Here is an 18,066-nt window from a genome sequence, read left to right as displayed (position 1 = left end):
AGGTTGATCCGGAAACTGGTGAATGGAAAGGTTCCGGTATCGAAACGTTATTTTAAAACAAGACAGCTCTCAGTGAACTGCCTTGCAGGTAAATCGAATTCAGTTCCAACAAATTGGGTAAAGGTCAGATCATCACGATCCGAAGGCTATTTTTTAGGCCCTTTTGCGTTTAGGGGTACTCGCTGCTTGTTTTTGCTGCCATAAACTCATCAACACCGCATACAAGTCGCCATAGCACTCAGGGGTGGGATGTTCTGGCCAGTTGAATAAGTTCGCCCCTGGTTGCGTCGCCAATGCTGCGGCTTGGATCACCAAATCGGCGCTTTCAGGATCAGCCGTTGGCGGCAATAACGTGACGATGGCTTGTTGTTTCAACATCGCCACCAAATCGATATCCGCTAACCCGCTTTGATCCAGCGACAACAAGACTTTGACGCGCTGTTGCGGCCGAAAACTGGCTTTGAACTGCCGCAGATTTTGATAAAAGTTATCGCACAATGCATCGATGATGTCGATAAAGCTTTCCAAATGCTGCGACAAGATCACTTGCGTCAAGGTTTGGCGAATGATGCGCTCGTAATTCGGGTCTTTTTGGCGCTGAGCCAATTCATGATGGAAGGTGTACGCCACCAACTGATTGATATCCACCCCTAGCGTCAACACCGAAGCGCTCACCGCCAACAAATTGGCTTGCATCAACTGTTTTTCCGCTGGCGACAGCGGCCGATCCCAAGCTGGAAACGCCGACACAAAACCGCGCGTCAGCTGATACACTTCTGGTGCATAACGCCGAAAGCGTTCGATAAACACTTGCATTTGGGTATCATTGGACACCACGAAATTTGGCTGCAAGTGCATCAAGAAAAAGCCAAAGTTCGCTTCGCCCATTACTTGCAAGCGCGTCATCGGCGGCAAGTCGAAATCTTTGATATGCCCATGCCCTAACGCTAGATCTAAGCTGGGCAAAGGATAATCCAACACCACTTTGCTGCGATCATAAGTCAAAATGTGGCCAGCCTTCATCCGCTGCAAGGCCACCGCCAAATAATACATCGAGATCTCTTTTGAAGCGGCATTTGGGGTTTGGCAATCTAAGGTTTGATAGATCCGATCCACCACTTGTTTTGCCGTGCTGTGCGCAATATGCGTAAACGGCCAGATCACGCCATTAGTCGCTTGCCAAAACAACGTCGTTAACAATAAGCGCAAATGCGTTTCTTCGCCGGCAAAGCTGACATGCTCTGGCAGCATTTTGATCCCGAAAACTTGTGCCAGATCGCGCAGCGGGTGTAAGTGGCGCATCACTGTCATACGCGACAAATGCATCGGCGCGACGAAATCGTCAAAGCGCATATCCGCGCCGGATAATGCGGCTTGCATGTATTGAAAAGGACTGGTTTGGGTGATCATTTCATAACGTAAGCGCGCATCGGAAATGTTAAATAACGTGGCCAAGTCTGCATGCGCATCGCCAGCGATATGGCCTAAGACCCCAAGCAAGTCATTGTAGATGTTGTAGATACTGCCGTAGTTGCGTCCCGTCGCATTCGCCACTTGTCGCAAATTGACTTCAGTGACGAATGGCACGCCAGCTTTTTGAGCTGCTAAGCGCTCCGCCACCGGCATTTGCGCCAGTCTCAGCTGGCGAATGGTGGTAAACAAGTTGAGCCGATCCAGTGCAGATGAGGATAAAAACAAGTCCCCGCTTTGTTTTTGCATCATAGGCATTGGCCTTCACCCCTTTCCAAAGTTGTCATCGTCTTTATTATATTAGTGACCAGACGCCATGGCGGTCATGATATATAAAAATATCTTGTTTCGTTTGCCACACAAACGAAACAAATGCCGTCGTTACGGCATTTGGTAGTTAGGCGGAGTCGGTCGTTTGGATTTGCGATTCCGGTTGGCTGGCCGCGCCATGGTGAGGGTCCTCGAAAAAGCTAGCCGGGATGTCTCGCTACGCTCCCCACCCGCCGGATCTTTTCCTGCGGCTTTCCGTAAGCGATAAATCGCTAACGAAAATCTCACCATGCCGCGGCCAACCAACCTCCATCCCAAATTCAAACGACCTGCGTTATCACTACTGCTAGATAATAACAGCAACCTGATATGGCTTTGGTGCTAATATGCAATACCTATTAGTGGCAACCTGACTGTTTAGTCAACTTAACAGTTTCAAAAAGCTGTAGGCGAAGCTGACTGATTGCCATGAAACTGAAACCAACGATACCATTTCATATGATCAGCAACTTGGATGGCCATCTGTAGAAAATCTGGAGGCGGAGGCATAAAGCGCGTAGGCGGGCTGGTCATCAGCCGTGGGGCACTTAGCGGTTTACCGCTTAGTGCCCAGCGAGAAGGAGATCCACTCGCGGGCTTTGCGAGTTAGCTCCGACGAGCGTCATTGCGTTCCATGACCAGCCCGCCGTAGCGCTTTATGCCGTAGCCCCCAGATTTTCGGCGTCAAGCGCAAAAAAACTCGGCATGTCGTTAAACATGCCGAGCACAGATCAGTTGCGATGCATCTTAAATTCGAGAAAAAGATCGTTGTATAAGCCTACCACTGACGGATCAAGGTCTTTGTAGACTTCAGAGCGCTTGATGATGGCTTCATTCGGGTAAAACTGCTTGTCTTCACGCACCGACTTTGGCAACAGGGCTTGCGCCTTTTCGTTTGGCGTGGTGTAGCCCACGTATTTGGCATTTTGCGCCGCGTTTTTAGGATCATCGATGAAATTCAAGAAGGCGTATATGGCTTTGAAATGCTTGGCAGTCTTTGGGATCACTAAGTTATCAAACCATAAGTTGGATCCTTCTGAAGGCACCACGTAATGCAAATGGAAATTTTGAGCCATCATATCCGCCGCTTCACCAGACCAATCTACCGCCACAGCCGCTTCGTTGTCGGCCATGTACATTTTGATCTCATCGGCGACAATGGCTTTGACATTCGGCGCCAGTGAATCAAGCTTGGCTTTGGCTGCTTGCAACGTTGGCGCGTCGGTGGTATTCATCGACTTGCCTAACGATACCAGCGAAAAGCCCATGATGTCGCGGGCAGAATCGACTAACATGATGTTGTCTTTGAACTGCGGCTTCCACAAGTCGTTCCAATGCTGAATATCGCCGGGTTTGACAAACTTGTCGTTATAAATGATTCCTAACGTTCCCCAGAAATACGGCAAGGAGTATTTGTTGCCAGGGTCAAAACTGCGGTTCATCACATCTGGGTTGAAGGTGTTCAAATACTTCAACTTGCTGTGATCAAGTGGCAACAACATGTGGGCTTTATTCATTTTTTCAACCATGTATTCTGAAGGCGCCGCCAGATCATATGACGTGCCGCCTTGTTGGATCTTGGTGAACATGGCTTCATTAGAATCAAAGGTTTCGTAATTGACGTGATAGCCGGTTTGCTTTTCAAATTTGGTGATCAGCGCCGGGTCGATATAATCGCCCCAGTTATACAAGTTCAACGTGTTGTCGCCAGTGGCGCCTTGCGACTTTTGCAGTTGGCTAGACCACACCGCCAAACCTAACACCACCAGTAACACGACGGCAGTCAAGCTAACGAGTTTTTTCAAGCGCGTGACCTCCTTTTTTAACATGGGCTTTGCGCTTGGCTTGGCTGGTTTGAATGAAGTAATACCCCACCACCAAGAACAAAGCGAAAATGAACATCACCCCAGATAACGCGTTGATCTCAAGGGAGATCCCTTGCCGCGCGCGGGCGTAGACTTCCACTGCCAACGTGGAAAAGCCGTTGCCAGTGACAAAAAACGTCACCGCAAAATCGTCCAGTGAATAAGTGAAGGCCATGAAAAACCCGGAGAAAATGCCTGGCGTGATGAATGGCAAGATCACTCGCGACAAGATCTGGGCATTGCTTGACCCCAGATCTCGCGCGGCGTCTAACATCGATTGATGCATTTCTTGAAGCTTCGGCAATACCATCAACACCACGATCGGAATGGAAAAGGCGATATGCGCCAACAATACCGACCCAAAACCTAGCGGGATCTTCAAGGCGGTGAAGAAGATCAAAAAGCTGGCCCCGATAATGACATCAGGCGACACCATTAAAATATTGTTCAACGACAAAATCGTGTTTTTCATCACCGGCTTGCTGGTACGGTTGATTGCCAATGCCCCAAGCGTTCCGACAGCCGTGGCGATCAAGCTAGACAACAACGCCAACAATAACGTGTCGATGACGATTTGGATCATGCGGGTGTCGGCAAACAGTTCTTGGTAATGCGCCATGGTGAAGCCTTGGAAGTTGGTCATGGTATCGCCTTTAGAAAAGGAATACATCACCAAGTAAATGATCGGGACATACAGCAACACAAAAACTGCCCACAAATACACGTTTGAGAGTTTAAATTTTTTCATGCGCGACGCCCCCGTTTCTTTTTACGTTCACCAGTTAAGAACATGATGACAAACATCGCCACGATCAACACGACGCCGATGGTCGAGCCCATCCCCCAGTTCATCGTGACCAAGAAATGCTCTTCGATGGCCGTCCCTAAGGTGATCACTCGGTTGCCGCCGATCAAACGCGTCAACATGAATAAGCTTAAACTTGGGATAAACACGGCTTGCACCCCAGCTTTGACCCCAGAGATCGTCAGCGGCCAAATGACTTTGGTGAAAGTCTGCCACTGCTTGGCGCCAAGATCGCGCGACGCGTTGACCAATGATTCGTCCAGTTCTTCGATCCCGTTAAAAATCGGCAAGATCATAAACGGAATTTCAATGTAGCTGGCAACGAAAATAAACGCGGCATCCGTGAACAAGAATTGCTTGGGGCCAATGCCCACCATGCTTAAGAAGGTGTTGATGCCACCATTTTGCGAAAAGATGCCAATAAAGGCATAGGCTTTCAGTAACAAGTTGATCCAAGTCGGTAAAATGATCAACAAGATCCACAGCTGCTTGTGTTTGGTGTAATGCAGCAAATATGCCGTGGGATAAGAGATCAACAGCGTCACCAAGGTGATCACAAACGCATAAAATACCGAGTTGAACGTCATTAAAATATAAGTGCCGCTGGAAAAATATGTGGCATAGTTGCCTAAGGTGAAGTGGCCATTGATATCAAAAAAACTTTGATAGATCACCAATAATAACGGGGCGATCACAAATAACGCCAGCCACAACACATACGGGACATAAAACGCCACACTGGTCGTTGATTTTTTCATGCGCCTATTCCCCTTCGTAACTTTCCAAACGGGCATCGAAATCTTCTTCAGATTCATTCAAGCGCATGACGTGAATATCTTCAGCGTCAAAAGTCACCCCAACGGTTTCACCGTCTTTGGCTGGGTTGGTGGAATGGATCAGCCATTCGTTGTTGAGCTGATCATAGGCCACGATTTCATAATAATCGCCGCGGAATAATTGCGTATCGACTTTCACTTGGACCTTCCCTGCATCAGGGGCGACGAGATCTAAGTCTTCTGGGCGCAACACCACTTCAACTGGTTCGTGAGGGCGCATACCGGCATCGGCACATTCAAAACTTTTGCCGTTGAATTCGACCAAATAGTCTTGGATCATGTGTCCGGCAACAATGTTGGATTCGCCGATGAAATCCGCCACGAAATGGTTGATCGGTTCATCATAAATATCTACCGGTGTCCCTGATTGTTGCACTTCGCCATCATTCATGACAAAAATTTCATCAGACAACGCCAAGGCTTCTTCTTGATCATGGGTCACAAACAAAAAGGTGATGCCTAAGCGCTGTTGCAATTCGCGCAGTTCATATTGCATGTCTTTGCGCAACTTCGCATCCAAAGCCGACAGCGGCTCATCCAGCAATAACACCGCTGGTTCCAACACGATGGCGCGGGCAATGGCAACACGCTGTTGTTGACCACCAGAGATCTCTGAGATCTCGCGGTCAGCAAACCCGTCTAAGCGCACCATTTTCAAGGCCTTGGTGACGCGTTCTTGGATGTCTTGCTTACTGGTTTTACGAATGCGCAAACCATAGGCGACATTCTCAAAGACGTTCATATGCGGAAACAAGGCATAATCTTGAAAAACAGTGTTCACCGGCCGCTCGTTGGCAGGCATTTCATTGATCCGCTTGCCGTTGAACAACACGTCGCCTTGACTAGGATCCAAAAACCCAGCGATCGCCCGCAAGATCGTGGTTTTCCCAGATCCTGATGGTCCTAACAAGGTGTAGAATTTGCCTTCTTCAATTTCGATATTGATGTCTTTTAACACCACAGTATCGCCGTAAACTTTGGATACATGCTTCAGTTCAATGATGGTTTTGCTCAAAATGTCCCCTCCAAATTACAAATAAGATGCCGTCGCCACTAGGAGGATCTCCGACGTGGTTTTGGCGACGTTGATGATTTTATGTTGTTGTGTCGCGTGAAAATAGATCGTTTCCCCTTTTTTGGCGACGTAAGCTTGATCGCCTAACGCCAATTGCACGCGCCCAGACACCACATAAACAAACGTTTCGGCAGGACTAGGCTCAAAGGTTTTAAACTCGCCGGCATGTTCAAATTGGATCATCACCGGCTCCATTTCGTTTTCATTGGATTCTGGTACCAGCCAACGCAAGTGATACCCGCGCTCGCTGTCTTCATACACCACTTGATCGGCTTTGGTGTAAACCAACTGCTGATTAGGCGTTTCAGTGAAAAACTGCGCCGGCGTTTGCCCTAAGACGTTCAACAGATCAAAGAACGTTTCCATCGAAGGTGACGATTGATCATGCTCCAATTGGGAAATGTAACCTTTGGTCAAGTCCGTGCGCTCGCCAAGCTCTTCTTGAGTCAAATTTTTTTGGATCCGTAAATCGCGAATTTTCTGGCCTATGTCCATGGCACACCCCCATTTGATTCCGGCGCAATCCCGTCATGGTGCGGTATGGTCACGCACCGAGTTTGCTTAAACTAAACTATTTGTTTAATACCAACGCCTAATTATACCGGCGATGATCACATTTACAAGCACTTATCGCTAAAAAACTTGTGGCATTGTGATGACAAACACGTAACAGCCTTAACACCGCCGTCATGACGGCGCTTCTGCCCAGCTTCTTGACGCCTTGAATTGGCGATCAATGGTAGCGGGTCCACGATTTAGCCGATTTATCATTAACGAAATGCGGTTCGGACCGGCCGGGCGTTTGGATTCGGGACTCCGCTATCTCTGCAACAGATAACTGACAATAGTTTCATATGGAGTTGGCACTAGTATGTAATACCTAATAGCGGCAACCTGATGATTCAGGTAATGTGGCCAATTTTCCACATTGATGCCTGTTCCCTGTACCCTCCAGCGTTTCAGGCCGCTCGCCATAACATCTCAGACGTAAATGCTTTGCATTACTTACTATTTCAATGTAAAATAGGCACACGGAGGTAAGTCAATGACCAAAGAGCGGATCAACGCGTTAAGCGATGGCGTGTTTGCCATTTTGCTGACGATCTTAATTTTAGAATTTAAACCCGAAACCATTCATGCTGGTAGCCTTGCCAACGTGTTGGTGCAACAAGTGCCATTATTTTTGATGTATGCGATGTCGTATTTTTACGTTGGTACCAGTTGGTTATTCCATCATGATTATTTCTTATCCGTCAAGCGCACCAACCGGACGCTCAACATTTTGAATTTAGGGTTGCTGTTTACGGTCACCTTGGTCAACTATGCGATGGTGTTATTGATCGAAGCGCTGACCAATGGCAATCAAGCCGATATTCAAATCGCTTTTATCGTGTATGATGTGGTGGCGATCTTGATTTCTGGCAGTTTCTTAGTGGTGTATCGCTACTTGGAAAATAATCCGGAATTGCGCAACTTGAATGGCATTGAGCAACATTACAACCGCATTCGCATGGACCCGGCGCGCTCAGTATGCATTTATCTGTTATCGATCGCTTCAAGCTTCTTTTCCAATGCGTTAGCAGGTGGGTTATTGATCGCTGGAGTCGTCTTTCATTTTGTCGCCTACTTGCGTTTTTCTAAGGTGATCCATATCGGCGTGAAAAAACAAGCTGCCAATAAGCACTGATCAAAAAGCGATGGCGTTTGGGCGGCATCGCTTTTTGACTGCAACAAAAAAGCTCTGAAATGCCTATTTCTAGGCATTTCAGAGCTTTTAGTTGGTGCGAGATCACCCGTACGGGAGTCGAACCCGTGATTCTTGGCTGAGAACCAAGCGTCTTAACCACTTGACCAACGGGCAATAAGCGCGATCAAGAACACTAAATAGTTTACAGGATTCTCACTAATTGTCAAGCACTGCTTAGCAGACGCCAAATAAAAAAAGCCAAAGCACGTGGCTTTGACTTTACTAGTATTACAGATTCTTGTCCATGTTGAAGGTCAACTTGCTTAATTCCAAGCCTTGCATCACGAAGCTAGCGATCTGCTTTTTGGTTTCAGCTTTGACCATTGCCACTAACTTGTAGTTGGCTGCAGTCAAGGCTTCGGTCAACTCATCCCCAGATAATTCTGCGGTGGCAGCGTCAGTTTCGGCGACGTGCACGCGGAAGCGGCGGTTGAGTTCAGTCAAATAATCGCGGTTTTGCTGGATGAAGTGGTTGTAGTGACTTTCCACTAACATGCCTAACTCACGATGTAGCCAATATGCAGAGTCTTTGTCCACGTCAAAGGCCATTGGGGTTTGGCTGTAGGAAGGATCCGTATCATTGGCATTGGTGTAAAACGGCACGTAAGGACTATAAGTCGGCACGCCGATGTTCAACCACATAATGCTTTCTGCCCCGTCGCGAACTTGCAAAATATGCGAGTTTTGCGTGCGGTTTAAGCCGATCGGACGATAGCGATACTTGTCAGCGTCAGCGCCATGCCCTAATGGATCATATTGGGTCTCGTTGTAGTGAGAACCTAACACTTGGGCAATGTCTTCGCGGGTGATCTTGTGCGCCGTGTGCATGATAAATGGCAAGTCTGCCGATTCAGGGTTTTGCGCGTCGTCTAAGTCTGGGCTTAAGATCGTATGCGCATACCAAACACGCGGCGTGTTGTAATGGCGGTCTTTTTCATTCATCGTGCCAAAAATGTGGCGGAAGTTGAAGCCTTCTTGGTCAGTGTTCAAATGATGGGCTTCAACGAACTCTTGAATGCCTTCACTCCAAATAAAGTTGTCTGGGTCATCGAAGTCAACTTGTTGGATCGCGACTTGGTTGGCCGCCACAGCATAAGCGTCATCCGGAATGCGTTGGGCGACCCAGTGATGGCCGGTGACGATTTCCATATACCAAACGTTGTCTTTATCAGAAAACAACACCGAGTTGCCAGCAGGGGAGCCATATTGTTTGATCAATTGGCCTAAGTATTCGACCCCATGGCGCGCAGATTCGATAAATGGCAACACCATGTTGACCATCAAGTCTTCATCCAACCCATCGACCACTAACGGATCGTAGGCCAAGGCGCGTTCGTTGCCATAAGTGGATTCGGTCGCGGACATGGCAACATTCTTTTCGTTGATGCCACTTTCTTCATAGTCGCCTTCGTGTTCGGTATCCACATTCGGCACAGCGTTGTAGCGATAGCCGTTTTCTGGCAAGGTCGCTTCAAACTTGTTGAGCGGGGATTTGACCGTTAAGCCTTTTTCCCCTTTCCACGCGGGATGCATGTAAAAACGATGTGGGGATAAAACGTGGAAAGTGTCGTCATTACGTGCGATCATGGTGGTGCCATCGATGCTGGCGTTTTTCCCGACCAAAATCGACGTGCAGGCTGATTCAATTTTCATATAGTGCCCCTCTTTTCCAAAGTCTCCTATAAGTGTACCCCCAGACTGGGGTTTTAGCACCTGCGTTACACAACCGTAATCTCCACGTAAACCGATTGCCAACAAGGCGAGCCGGTTCGCGTGAAGCGCGCATAAACGCGCTAACTCGCGTAAATTTACATTGACAGTTAAGCGGATCTTTTGTAAACTATTTCTTGTTGAAAAACTTATTGGGTAGTAGCGAAGTGGTAACGCAGTGGACTCTGAATCGTAGCTACCAAAAGCCCATAAACAAAGCATTTAAGCTCAAATATTAAACTTAAAAATAACAGTCAACACCTACACAAGCCCTGTGAAAACGGGGCTATTTTTGTTCTTCATTTTGCTGGCGCTGGGCACAAAAAAAGCTCACACAAAAACTGTGTAAACTAAATAGAAATGTGGTATAATAGACTTAAGTCAAGTTTTCTTGCAAAACAAAAACCATCATATCACAGCGTACAATATCATTCGACAATGCCATTGTACCAGATATATGCCACGTGCGCAAGAATATTTGACGAAAAAATACACAGTCCGGATTATGGGGAGGCGTCTCCCTATTTTCTGGCAGTGAAAAGGCAATCTCTTTGCCTAGTTGACCGTTACTTACGCACGTATGGAGGCATACATATATGAGCAAAACAGAAACACAGTTGGAACAAGCAGAGTTGTTGGAGCTACTCTCACAACACACAGGCGACAATGGGCAAATCATGGTTCGCGTCGATGGAACAGCGTGGTTCTTTGGGTTGATGCACAGCCCCAAGTTCATCAAGAACAGTCAAGTGGCAGAAGCCAGCGGCGTGAGCCTATCTACTATCTCACATCTTGAAACTCAGCCAGTCAGCCTCAAGACAGCTAAGCGTATCGCCGACACAATGGACATGAAAATCAGTGACTTGTTCTTTTTGGCAAGCTCAGTAGAAGCCTAGGAGGTAGACACATGACTGTGTATTTTTCCAAAGGCTACACAACTAGAAACATGACTCCTGTTGTGCGCGATCGCGCACAAGAGTCTGACTTTGAAGCGGTGTTGGATTATGTATTACATCCGGATAATGTGAACACCACTGACTTAGAACAATACAAGGCCAACACGGCTACTTATCTGATGGCGGGAACACTAGAGCCAGCTATCCGGAACGATGCAAACTTCAAGGCGGCCAGTCTGTTGTTCGTTGACTTTGACCACATCGGGGATGAGGCCAAGTTCTTGCAGGTTGTAAAGGACAAGCTCAGCGCCTTGCAGTATCTGTTGTATCCTAGCATCTCATATGGACAAGCTGACAAGGGTGCGCGGTATCATCTTGTTCTCAACCTATCTCATCCCCTACAACAACAGGAACATGACAGAAAGCTCACTAAAGAGCCACTCACAGCATACGTGTGTGGGCTGTTGGGGATGAAATCCGACTCAGCTATGAACACATGGTCGCAGTTATTCGGTGCTCCTACCTTGACGACCACGAATACCGGTCATGAGATAGTACATACAGATGGAAAGCCGTTGGACGTCGACAGCATTGTAGCGAATTATCATCCTACCGCTACCCCGATTCAGGGCAGTGGTTCTCAGGTAGTGAAAACAGTAGATAATCAGCTACCTACAGCACATAAAGCCACTAATACACTACCAGACGATTATGTACACGATTTGCTGGCAGAATGGACTTATGAGCAATTGAAATCTGAGCATCTCGACAAGATAGAAACAGAGCAAGGCTTTGCAACTCAGCTCATGCTGGTACTCAACTCATATAGAGCCGGTGAAATTAGTGTAGAAGCCCTACACGACGCTATGACGGTATTTGCCCGTGGGGATGCAGAGTTGGCCGCTGGCAATGAAAACAAGCTTACAGAACATCTACATAGCGCCTACACGCCGAATAAGCTACCTTTCCGAACCTTGTACCAGACGGACGCGCCGGTTTATCTACGTGCATCAGAAGACGCCGAATACACACAGCGTTCTGTCAAGCTGGCATTAGTCAGAGCTGGGAAAGCACGACGCAAGGCCAACAAGGAAAAGACAAACAAAGCCAGTCTTAGCAACGCCGACATTGCAGATATTCTCATTGAGTGCATCCCCATGTGGGCTAACCGGCATGATACACCGGCCAAGTCGTTACCACTGATTCAAATTTATAACCCCGCTACAGGTATCTATACGGCCTCACAAGACTACTTTAATACCCTAGTTGGATTAGTGGACAGAGAGAGCAACTCAACCCGTTATAAAGAGGTATACGCAAAGCTGTTAGAGCAAGGTCGTGTGAGAGACACGCAAGGACTAGAATGCGGCGACATGATCGCCGCATCTAATCTGATTGTTGACATATCTCATGGAGAGACTGTGCTACACACGTTTAGCCCGCGTTATCACTTCACAAGCAAGATTGCAACGGCATATCCTGTGGACGGTATCAATAGGTATCTCAATTTTAAGACAATTACTGGTGAAACAATTACGCCAGTATCATTGCTACAGAAAATTTGCAGTGGCGAGCCTAGCAAAGTAAGACAATTGTTGGAGGTGTTGGGAGATGCTTGTCAACCAATGAAAACACGTAATCAAGCTACTTGGCTACTTGGCAAACAGAGCAATACACGCGAGAACGGCAGTAACGGGAAGTCCACATTTTTAGACATTGTCCAAGCCGTTGTAGGCCAAGCCAATGTTGCCACCCTCACAATCGACCAGATGGCCGGACAGTTCGCCATGGAACAAGTGGTGGGCAAGTCGGTTATTATCGGGGATGATGTACAAGCTGGCGTATATGTGAAAGACACGGCCAACTACAACTCATTGACCACTGGTGGGGTTATCAAGGTTGAGGGCAAAGGCAAAGACGCATACTCCTACCGCTCCTGTGCGGGTGTGATTCAAGCGACTAACCAACTACCCAAGATTGCTAACCAAACGGGCGGCACGAATAGACGGATGCACATTATCGTGTTTGATGCTCACATCGACAAAGACAAGGCGGACGGACGAATTCGTAGTGAGTTCATCAAGTCGCAAGAGTTTAGAGAGTTTATGTTTGCATTGGCCGTTGCTGTCATCAAAGGCAAATCACGTTTCACTGAGACAATAGAGAGTAGAGACGCAACCGAACGGTTCGCTAAAGGTAATGACAGTGTAAACTTGTTTGTAGAAGAGGAAGTCTCGACATGGAATAGCACGGTTGTACCTCGTGGGTGGGCTTATCAAAAGTACATAGACTTTTGTAAGTCATTCGGATACAAGCAACCCAAAGCCTTGCCAGCTTTTGAGAGCAGTCTGGTCAGTGACTTTGGATTCAAACCGCACAAGCGTGGGTCAGTAAGTCCGACTACATTTGGACCGATTGGAGCTACCAAGGCAACTAAAGGGATTTACACACTGGAGTTCCCAGACTCACCAGAGCCAGCACAAGTCAGCTAGAAAGAAAAGAGGATACTCGCAGTTGGGTGTCCTTTTTTGTTGCTCTTACCCATACCCTGTACAGACACATTTGTATACTCTTCTGAATGTGCAAACTCCTTGCATACTCTTTGCATACTCGACAAACGCCGGTGTAACAGCATTCTTGAAATCTTGCAAACTCCTTGCATACTCTTTGCATACCAACTAATCCCTACAGCCACAAGGGATGGAGCGTTTCAGTATGCAAAATAGCCTCTTTTTACTAACTCAGAAAAAATAAAGGTATAGAGAGTGTGTATAGATGAGCCTTGCTCCTAGCTGGCATATATGTGCCGAACTCGAAAAAAATGCGTGTTTTGCAACCTTTTAGCCTACTCTCCTACAGCGCCAAGGGATTGAATGGTATGCAAAGAGTATGCAAGCAGGTTGCAGAGGGTTGCAAGGGGCGGTACAAACAACCCACCCTTAGGACTACCTCACCCCGTTGTTATTTGTCATAAGCCGCATACTTCAACAGAGCTACAGCCAAGATTCAACCTCCAGTGTTTGTGCCGCTGTTCTACGAGACACTCAGAGAATTTTGTTTCATGAAATATTGACTTATGAAACGGTGTTGCGTTAGCTTGTCGCGATCAGCGACAAGCATCACTCACTTTAATAGTTCGAGGATGGCGACAATCTTTTGATGGCGTTCTTCTTCTGGCAAAGCCCGCAGTACACCCCACAAAGTTGTCTCATCATCCCCGATTGAGGACATACCAAATATATCAGACGGGTGCATATTGAGAGCTTGAAGCACATCTAATAGCTTGGCGAGGCTGATTGAATCCGTTGCCTGTCTTTCAATCCTAGATATAAAAGCTACAGAACAATCACTTGCCTCAGCCAACTCGTCCAAAGTCATTTTCTGTTCAATCCGTTTTTGCCTAATTTGGATGCCAATGTTCCGAGGTAACATCAACAACACCGCCTTTTTACATCAAGCTTGACGGTTATCTGATGACATTTGAATGACTATACTGACGCGCTATAACTATATAGGACTATATGGACTTGTAACGTGGTATTATTAGCTTTGAAATACAAAAACGCGTCAATTTGGGCTTAAAAGTTTTGTCTAACAACTGAGACTTTTCATTTTACGTGTATCAGTCGAGATACGAGGGGGAATCATTTTGGATAATAAGGCATCAAGTACCGTACGTGCAAAAAAAATAGTTTTCATCATACAATGTCTAATAGTCGTGATTACGTTATTGGTTGGCTATCACTATACACACAGTGGTGTTCAAGTTAGAAAAGTGGTAGAAGGAAAAATTTTTGAATATCAGGTCAAAGTTTCCGATAAGTATCGGACAATAGGTTACATTGCATTTGGCACTGACAAAGAGAACGATGGCTCACTTCTGTACGAGAAAAAAACCGCGGTTGAGGAAGCCAACAAGAGTGGCGACCTTGCAAATCAAATATACAACGCCTCCGAAAATTATACTTTGTACTGGACTACAAACCCTGAGGAATCTGTTCTCCAATGGCCGCGTGGATTAGCGCTACATACTGCACTTGACGACCCATTCTACCCACAGCTTTCAGTGTCAGTGACCAAGGTTTCAGGAATATTCAGAAAAACCATTATAGGTAAAAGCGCATTTACAAGTTTTTTAGATGCCTCAGGTACTAATGAAGTTCGTTTGATTGAAGTTGGTAAAGTAAAAGAGTAGGAGGACTGTCATGTTCAAAAAAATTGCTATTGTTTGCTTACTTTCCGTTGCATTGGTTGGGTGTGGTGCAAATTCTAACACCACTCAAAAAAGTACCGCTAAAGGAGTGCACGCCGGATCACCGGCGGTGCACAAAGTTACCACAGAATCATATCAGCTTCTATCAAAAGCAGAACGGGAGAAAATCAGTTTTAGTTTCAAGGCATACCAAGATGCAACCAAAGCAAGCGCTAAGCAAACAACCTATGCGCCCGCGCCTTGTAACGTAGATATGACTATCACCAACAAAACAAACAAACGGGTGGAGTTTGACCAAAGCAAGTTTTTAATTAACGAGTTAGGCGACCTCACAAACTCTCATTTGACTGGCACAATCACGGTCAAGCCAAATAGTTCATCAAAAGTAGCTGAAATCTTTGCTAACACTTCTAATCAATTGTACGTTGCAGATGGATTATTTGAGTACCTAAGTGCTGACTATCCACTGGCCTATACTTATCTAGCAATCCGCGATAGTGGCGTCTCCTCCTCAAACTTGAAATCAGCGGAAGCGATAAAAATTAACAAGGATGCACAGCAACAACATGCAGATGCGGACAATACCACTACCGACAGTGACGATGCAACTAACGATTCATCACAGGAAATTCCGAATCTGCCTAAGAAAGGTACGCCGCCCGGCGATGATAGCAATGCCGAAAAAGCAGGATTTCAGATAACAACGCTTGCAAGGTTTACGCACTTTGCAATTGCCGCATGGACAAACGCTCCAGATAACCAATCGCTGGATTTTTCTAAACTAATTTTTCTAGTTGATGGTACACAGGTTCCTACACCTCAATCAGTCTCAAAAATGGGTACGGTAGTCACGCACTCGCCGAACGCCTCAATTGGCCAATTCACGTTTGATAACGTCTTTCCTGAGTATGGTAAATACAACCGTGGAGATGCTCATTCACTCGCCATTGCGTATGGTTCACCTGACAACATTTGGTGGCATTGGGATGGCTGGTTTGGGTTATCTTTGAATGAAGCTGACGAAAGAGCAGGCAACTGAACATTCAAATAATGGCACATCCATAATCATGGGTGTGTCTTTTTCATCCCCGCCCCGTCATTGAAGACAGTAACCGCGCATACCAATATTATCTTGACAGTAGTAATTTGCAGAAATGAAAACTTTTTATATATAGACCTACCACCTATAGATAATGCCTATATAGCGGGCTTTATCCACTTTTTAAAGGGAATTAGAGAGAAATTCATCGTAAGCACCCAATAACAGACCGTCTTGAAAATCAATAGAGGCCCGTTCCCAGATTCAGGGAAAGCTCAGTGAGAACAGCCTGTGTGATGCTATTGCCCCATTTCACGGCTATTGAAAAGCAGTCCACACACTGGACACCCTTGCTCAAAGGGACGGTAGAAAACACCTCTCCATTGGCTGGCTCAGGTTTCAGGTCACAACTATGCAACTTTTTGACACTCTTCCAACCTATTGTGTCCTATCCTAATAGCAAGTGAAAATACGGTGTCGAATTATCGCGATTCACGATAATCCCATCGTGTCGAGGTTCTAACTACCAGTTAAAAGCTAAAAGAATACGTCCTTTGTGTATACCCATTGAGCCCGTTTCAGCTTGATTTAGTCCAGTGCGTTCTCTACAATGTGCCTGTAGGTGTTGGCCTTTAGGAGGTCACATCATGGAAAAGATTCATAACAAGCCAGTCTCAACCGGTATCCAGAAAACACGAAAAGGGGGATATGTATTTCGATGCTGTTTAGGTTCACCCATAACAGCTCCATGGCGCAAGCAAAAGACAGTAAAAGGCAAGACGGACAAGGAAGCCCGCCAGTTGTATGTTCAGTGGCTAGAAGCTCAGGAACAAGCTTACAAGGCTGTTCACGAACCTGTGGTAGAAGCCAAAGCGTTGAACAAAGTGAGTGCATCCCCAACTTTCAGGGACTACACAGCTCAAGGTGACATTCCCGCTCATGACGGCCAGTTCTTTACTCAGCTCAAACAGGAGGCCCTACTCAGTGGCTCAGCCGTTTCTCAGAAGCATGTGGGCTCTCTACAGGGCGTCCAATTAGGTAGACGACCAAATCTCAAGATAATAGATAGAGATTACCCCGCTTTCAGTCTAAAACCATTGGACACAATAACGCCAGATGACGTAGAAAACTTGCTAGATAATATAAAGTTAAAGCGCAATGTGTCTAACAACACATTGAATCATTACTTGCACGATATATCCAAAGTGTTCAGGCTGGCTCAAGAGGCTAAGCTTGTTCCTAAGCGGTTCAACCCGTGTCACTCAGTCTCAGGCCGACAGCGAGAGTATCGCGAGAAAACAGTCATCACTGCCAGTCAATATGATGGTGTTGTAGAGGTTTTAGACAACCTCAGTCCCATGTATCGTGCGGGGATGCTCATTTCTCTAATGTGTGGGTTACGCCGTGAAGAGATTCTCGGGCTTATGTGGACAGACATAGACTTCAAACACTCTATGTTGAACGTGAGACACACACTCATTCAGTACACGGGCGAAGATGGCAAGCTAGTTCGCACTATAAAAGAGGGAACGAAAAACGGCGGTCAGCGTGTGGTAGGTTTACCAGACAAGGTTAAGGAAGCTCTACTCGACTACAGAGCCACACTACCAAAGCGGCTAGCATTGTGGCGCGATCGCGTCACAGATGCTCGCTATCCCATGTTGTGGATGAAGCCAAACTCTAAAGAGCTGTACGAGTTGAACATTTTCACTCACAAGTGGATACAAATGCGGCCAGACTTGATGAAGCGTGGCATCCTAACCAAAAAGAGCCGGTTTCATGACTTACGAGCTGGCTTTATCTCCTACATGCTCAACAAACAGCGGTTCTCACCCGTTATTGTAGCCAAGTTAGCCGGTCACAGGTCAGCACAGATGACTCTAGACGTGTATGGGGATGCAGATAGCGGCGATATAAATAACGCGTTGGTGGCAATGAACAAGGCGTTTGAAAGTTGAGCCCCAAAAGCACGACTCTCAAAAAACTGCGAAATGTTGCATATCAGCCTTGCAAAAAGCAACCTACGCAGTAGCTCAACTTCTTGTGAGAGTAGCACTCCAGCCATTCTCAGTGTTGCGAAATGTTGCATCTAAGCCGTTAA

14 protein-coding genes and 1 tRNA gene are annotated in these 18,066 nt (G+C 46.6%); 6 read left to right on the top strand and 9 right to left on the bottom strand.

Translation table 11 applies throughout. The features are described 5' to 3' along the window. Positions 1–153: 153 nt before the first annotated feature. From ACKTSG_RS04955 to ACKTSG_RS04930, 6 genes are all read right to left on the bottom strand, one after another. Positions 154–1,722 (bottom strand): helix-turn-helix domain-containing protein, encoded by a 1,569-nt coding sequence (locus ACKTSG_RS04955; RefSeq protein ID WP_407892537.1) that lies wholly within the window; start codon positions 1,720–1,722, stop codon positions 154–156. Positions 1,723–2,510: 788 nt separating this feature from the next. Continuing rightward, positions 2,511–3,584, bottom strand: coding sequence for an ABC transporter substrate-binding protein (locus tag ACKTSG_RS04950; RefSeq protein WP_407892536.1), 1,074 nt, complete (start codon positions 3,582–3,584; stop codon positions 2,511–2,513). After that, positions 3,568–4,392, bottom strand: a complete 825-nt coding sequence (locus ACKTSG_RS04945) for an ABC transporter permease (RefSeq protein ID WP_407892534.1) — start codon at positions 4,390–4,392, stop codon at positions 3,568–3,570. Before ACKTSG_RS04945 ends, ACKTSG_RS04950 begins: the two co-directional genes overlap by 17 nt. Then, positions 4,389–5,207: an ABC transporter permease gene (locus ACKTSG_RS04940; protein ID WP_407892532.1), complete on the bottom strand. Its 819-nt coding sequence runs from the start codon at positions 5,205–5,207 to the stop codon at positions 4,389–4,391. Before ACKTSG_RS04940 ends, ACKTSG_RS04945 begins: the two co-directional genes overlap by 4 nt. Positions 5,208–5,211: 4 nt before the next feature. After that, on the bottom strand, positions 5,212–6,300 hold the full coding sequence (locus ACKTSG_RS04935; protein ID WP_407892530.1) for an ABC transporter ATP-binding protein: 1,089 nt from the start codon (positions 6,298–6,300) through the stop codon (positions 5,212–5,214). 15 nt (positions 6,301–6,315) lie between these two features. Continuing rightward, on the bottom strand, positions 6,316–6,855 hold the full coding sequence (locus ACKTSG_RS04930; protein WP_407892528.1) for a helix-turn-helix domain-containing protein: 540 nt from the start codon (positions 6,853–6,855) through the stop codon (positions 6,316–6,318). A 550-nt stretch (positions 6,856–7,405) separates the two neighbouring features. Between ACKTSG_RS04930 and ACKTSG_RS04925 the strand changes: the two genes are divergently transcribed. Further along, positions 7,406–8,047 (top strand): TMEM175 family protein, encoded by a 642-nt coding sequence (locus ACKTSG_RS04925; protein ID WP_407892526.1) that lies wholly within the window; start codon positions 7,406–7,408, stop codon positions 8,045–8,047. 102 nt (positions 8,048–8,149) lie between these two features. Here ACKTSG_RS04925 and ACKTSG_RS04920 read toward each other — a convergent pair. Then, positions 8,150–8,221: transfer RNA gene (locus tag ACKTSG_RS04920), tRNA-Glu, on the bottom strand. A 114-nt stretch (positions 8,222–8,335) separates the two neighbouring features. Further along, positions 8,336–9,760: a C69 family dipeptidase gene (locus ACKTSG_RS04915; RefSeq protein ID WP_407892524.1), complete on the bottom strand. Its 1,425-nt coding sequence runs from the start codon at positions 9,758–9,760 to the stop codon at positions 8,336–8,338. A gap of 653 nt (positions 9,761–10,413) precedes the next feature. Between ACKTSG_RS04915 and ACKTSG_RS04910 the strand changes: the two genes are divergently transcribed. Continuing rightward, on the top strand, positions 10,414–10,713 hold the full coding sequence (locus ACKTSG_RS04910) for a helix-turn-helix transcriptional regulator (protein WP_407892522.1): 300 nt from the start codon (positions 10,414–10,416) through the stop codon (positions 10,711–10,713). Positions 10,714–10,724: 11 nt separating this feature from the next. Then, complete coding sequence (locus ACKTSG_RS04905) at positions 10,725–13,205, top strand: phage/plasmid primase, P4 family (RefSeq protein ID WP_407892520.1); 2,481 nt, start codon at positions 10,725–10,727, stop codon at positions 13,203–13,205. 631 nt (positions 13,206–13,836) lie between these two features. On the opposite strand, the gene ACKTSG_RS04900 is transcribed toward ACKTSG_RS04905, so the two are convergent. Continuing rightward, on the bottom strand, positions 13,837–14,145 hold the full coding sequence (locus ACKTSG_RS04900; protein WP_407892518.1) for a helix-turn-helix domain-containing protein: 309 nt from the start codon (positions 14,143–14,145) through the stop codon (positions 13,837–13,839). 217 nt (positions 14,146–14,362) lie between these two features. Here ACKTSG_RS04900 and ACKTSG_RS04895 point away from each other — a divergent pair, with 217 nt between their 5' ends. The 3 genes from ACKTSG_RS04895 (at position 14,363) to ACKTSG_RS04885 (ending at position 17,923) form a co-directional block, all read left to right on the top strand. Next, the gene (locus tag ACKTSG_RS04895) at positions 14,363–14,908 is read left to right on the top strand and encodes a hypothetical protein (RefSeq protein ID WP_407892516.1); all 546 of its coding nucleotides are present in this window, start codon (positions 14,363–14,365) and stop codon (positions 14,906–14,908) included. 10 nt (positions 14,909–14,918) lie between these two features. Continuing rightward, entirely contained in the window at positions 14,919–15,965 is a 1,047-nt protein-coding gene (locus tag ACKTSG_RS04890; protein WP_407892514.1) for a hypothetical protein, read from the top strand. 647 nt (positions 15,966–16,612) lie between these two features. Continuing rightward, complete coding sequence (locus ACKTSG_RS04885; RefSeq protein WP_407892512.1) at positions 16,613–17,923, top strand: tyrosine-type recombinase/integrase; 1,311 nt, start codon at positions 16,613–16,615, stop codon at positions 17,921–17,923. Positions 17,924–18,066 lie beyond the last annotated feature (143 nt).

This window comes from Lacticaseibacillus salsurae (assembly GCF_045862175.1).
Lineage (GTDB): Bacteria > Bacillota > Bacilli > Lactobacillales > Lactobacillaceae > Lacticaseibacillus > Lacticaseibacillus salsurae.
Note: the sequence above shows the minus strand (reverse complement) of the source record. Positions and strands in the feature narration are given on the sequence as shown.

Coding starts and splice junctions, on each gene's coding strand:
- ACKTSG_RS04955 (WP_407892537.1), bottom strand. CDS start 1,722: ATGATGCAAAAACAAAGCGGGGACTTGTTTTTATCCTCATCTGCACTG.
- ACKTSG_RS04945 (WP_407892534.1), bottom strand. CDS start 4,392: ATGAAAAAATTTAAACTCTCAAACGTGTATTTGTGGGCAGTTTTTGTG.
- ACKTSG_RS04940 (WP_407892532.1), bottom strand. CDS start 5,207: ATGAAAAAATCAACGACCAGTGTGGCGTTTTATGTCCCGTATGTGTTG.
- ACKTSG_RS04930 (WP_407892528.1), bottom strand. CDS start 6,855: ATGGACATAGGCCAGAAAATTCGCGATTTACGGATCCAAAAAAATTTG.
- ACKTSG_RS04925 (WP_407892526.1), top strand. CDS start 7,406: ATGACCAAAGAGCGGATCAACGCGTTAAGCGATGGCGTGTTTGCCATT.
- ACKTSG_RS04915 (WP_407892524.1), bottom strand. CDS start 9,760: ATGAAAATTGAATCAGCCTGCACGTCGATTTTGGTCGGGAAAAACGCC.
- ACKTSG_RS04910 (WP_407892522.1), top strand. CDS start 10,414: ATGAGCAAAACAGAAACACAGTTGGAACAAGCAGAGTTGTTGGAGCTA.
- ACKTSG_RS04905 (WP_407892520.1), top strand. CDS start 10,725: ATGACTGTGTATTTTTCCAAAGGCTACACAACTAGAAACATGACTCCT.
- ACKTSG_RS04900 (WP_407892518.1), bottom strand. CDS start 14,145: ATGTTACCTCGGAACATTGGCATCCAAATTAGGCAAAAACGGATTGAA.
- ACKTSG_RS04890 (WP_407892514.1), top strand. CDS start 14,919: ATGTTCAAAAAAATTGCTATTGTTTGCTTACTTTCCGTTGCATTGGTT.
- ACKTSG_RS04885 (WP_407892512.1), top strand. CDS start 16,613: ATGGAAAAGATTCATAACAAGCCAGTCTCAACCGGTATCCAGAAAACA.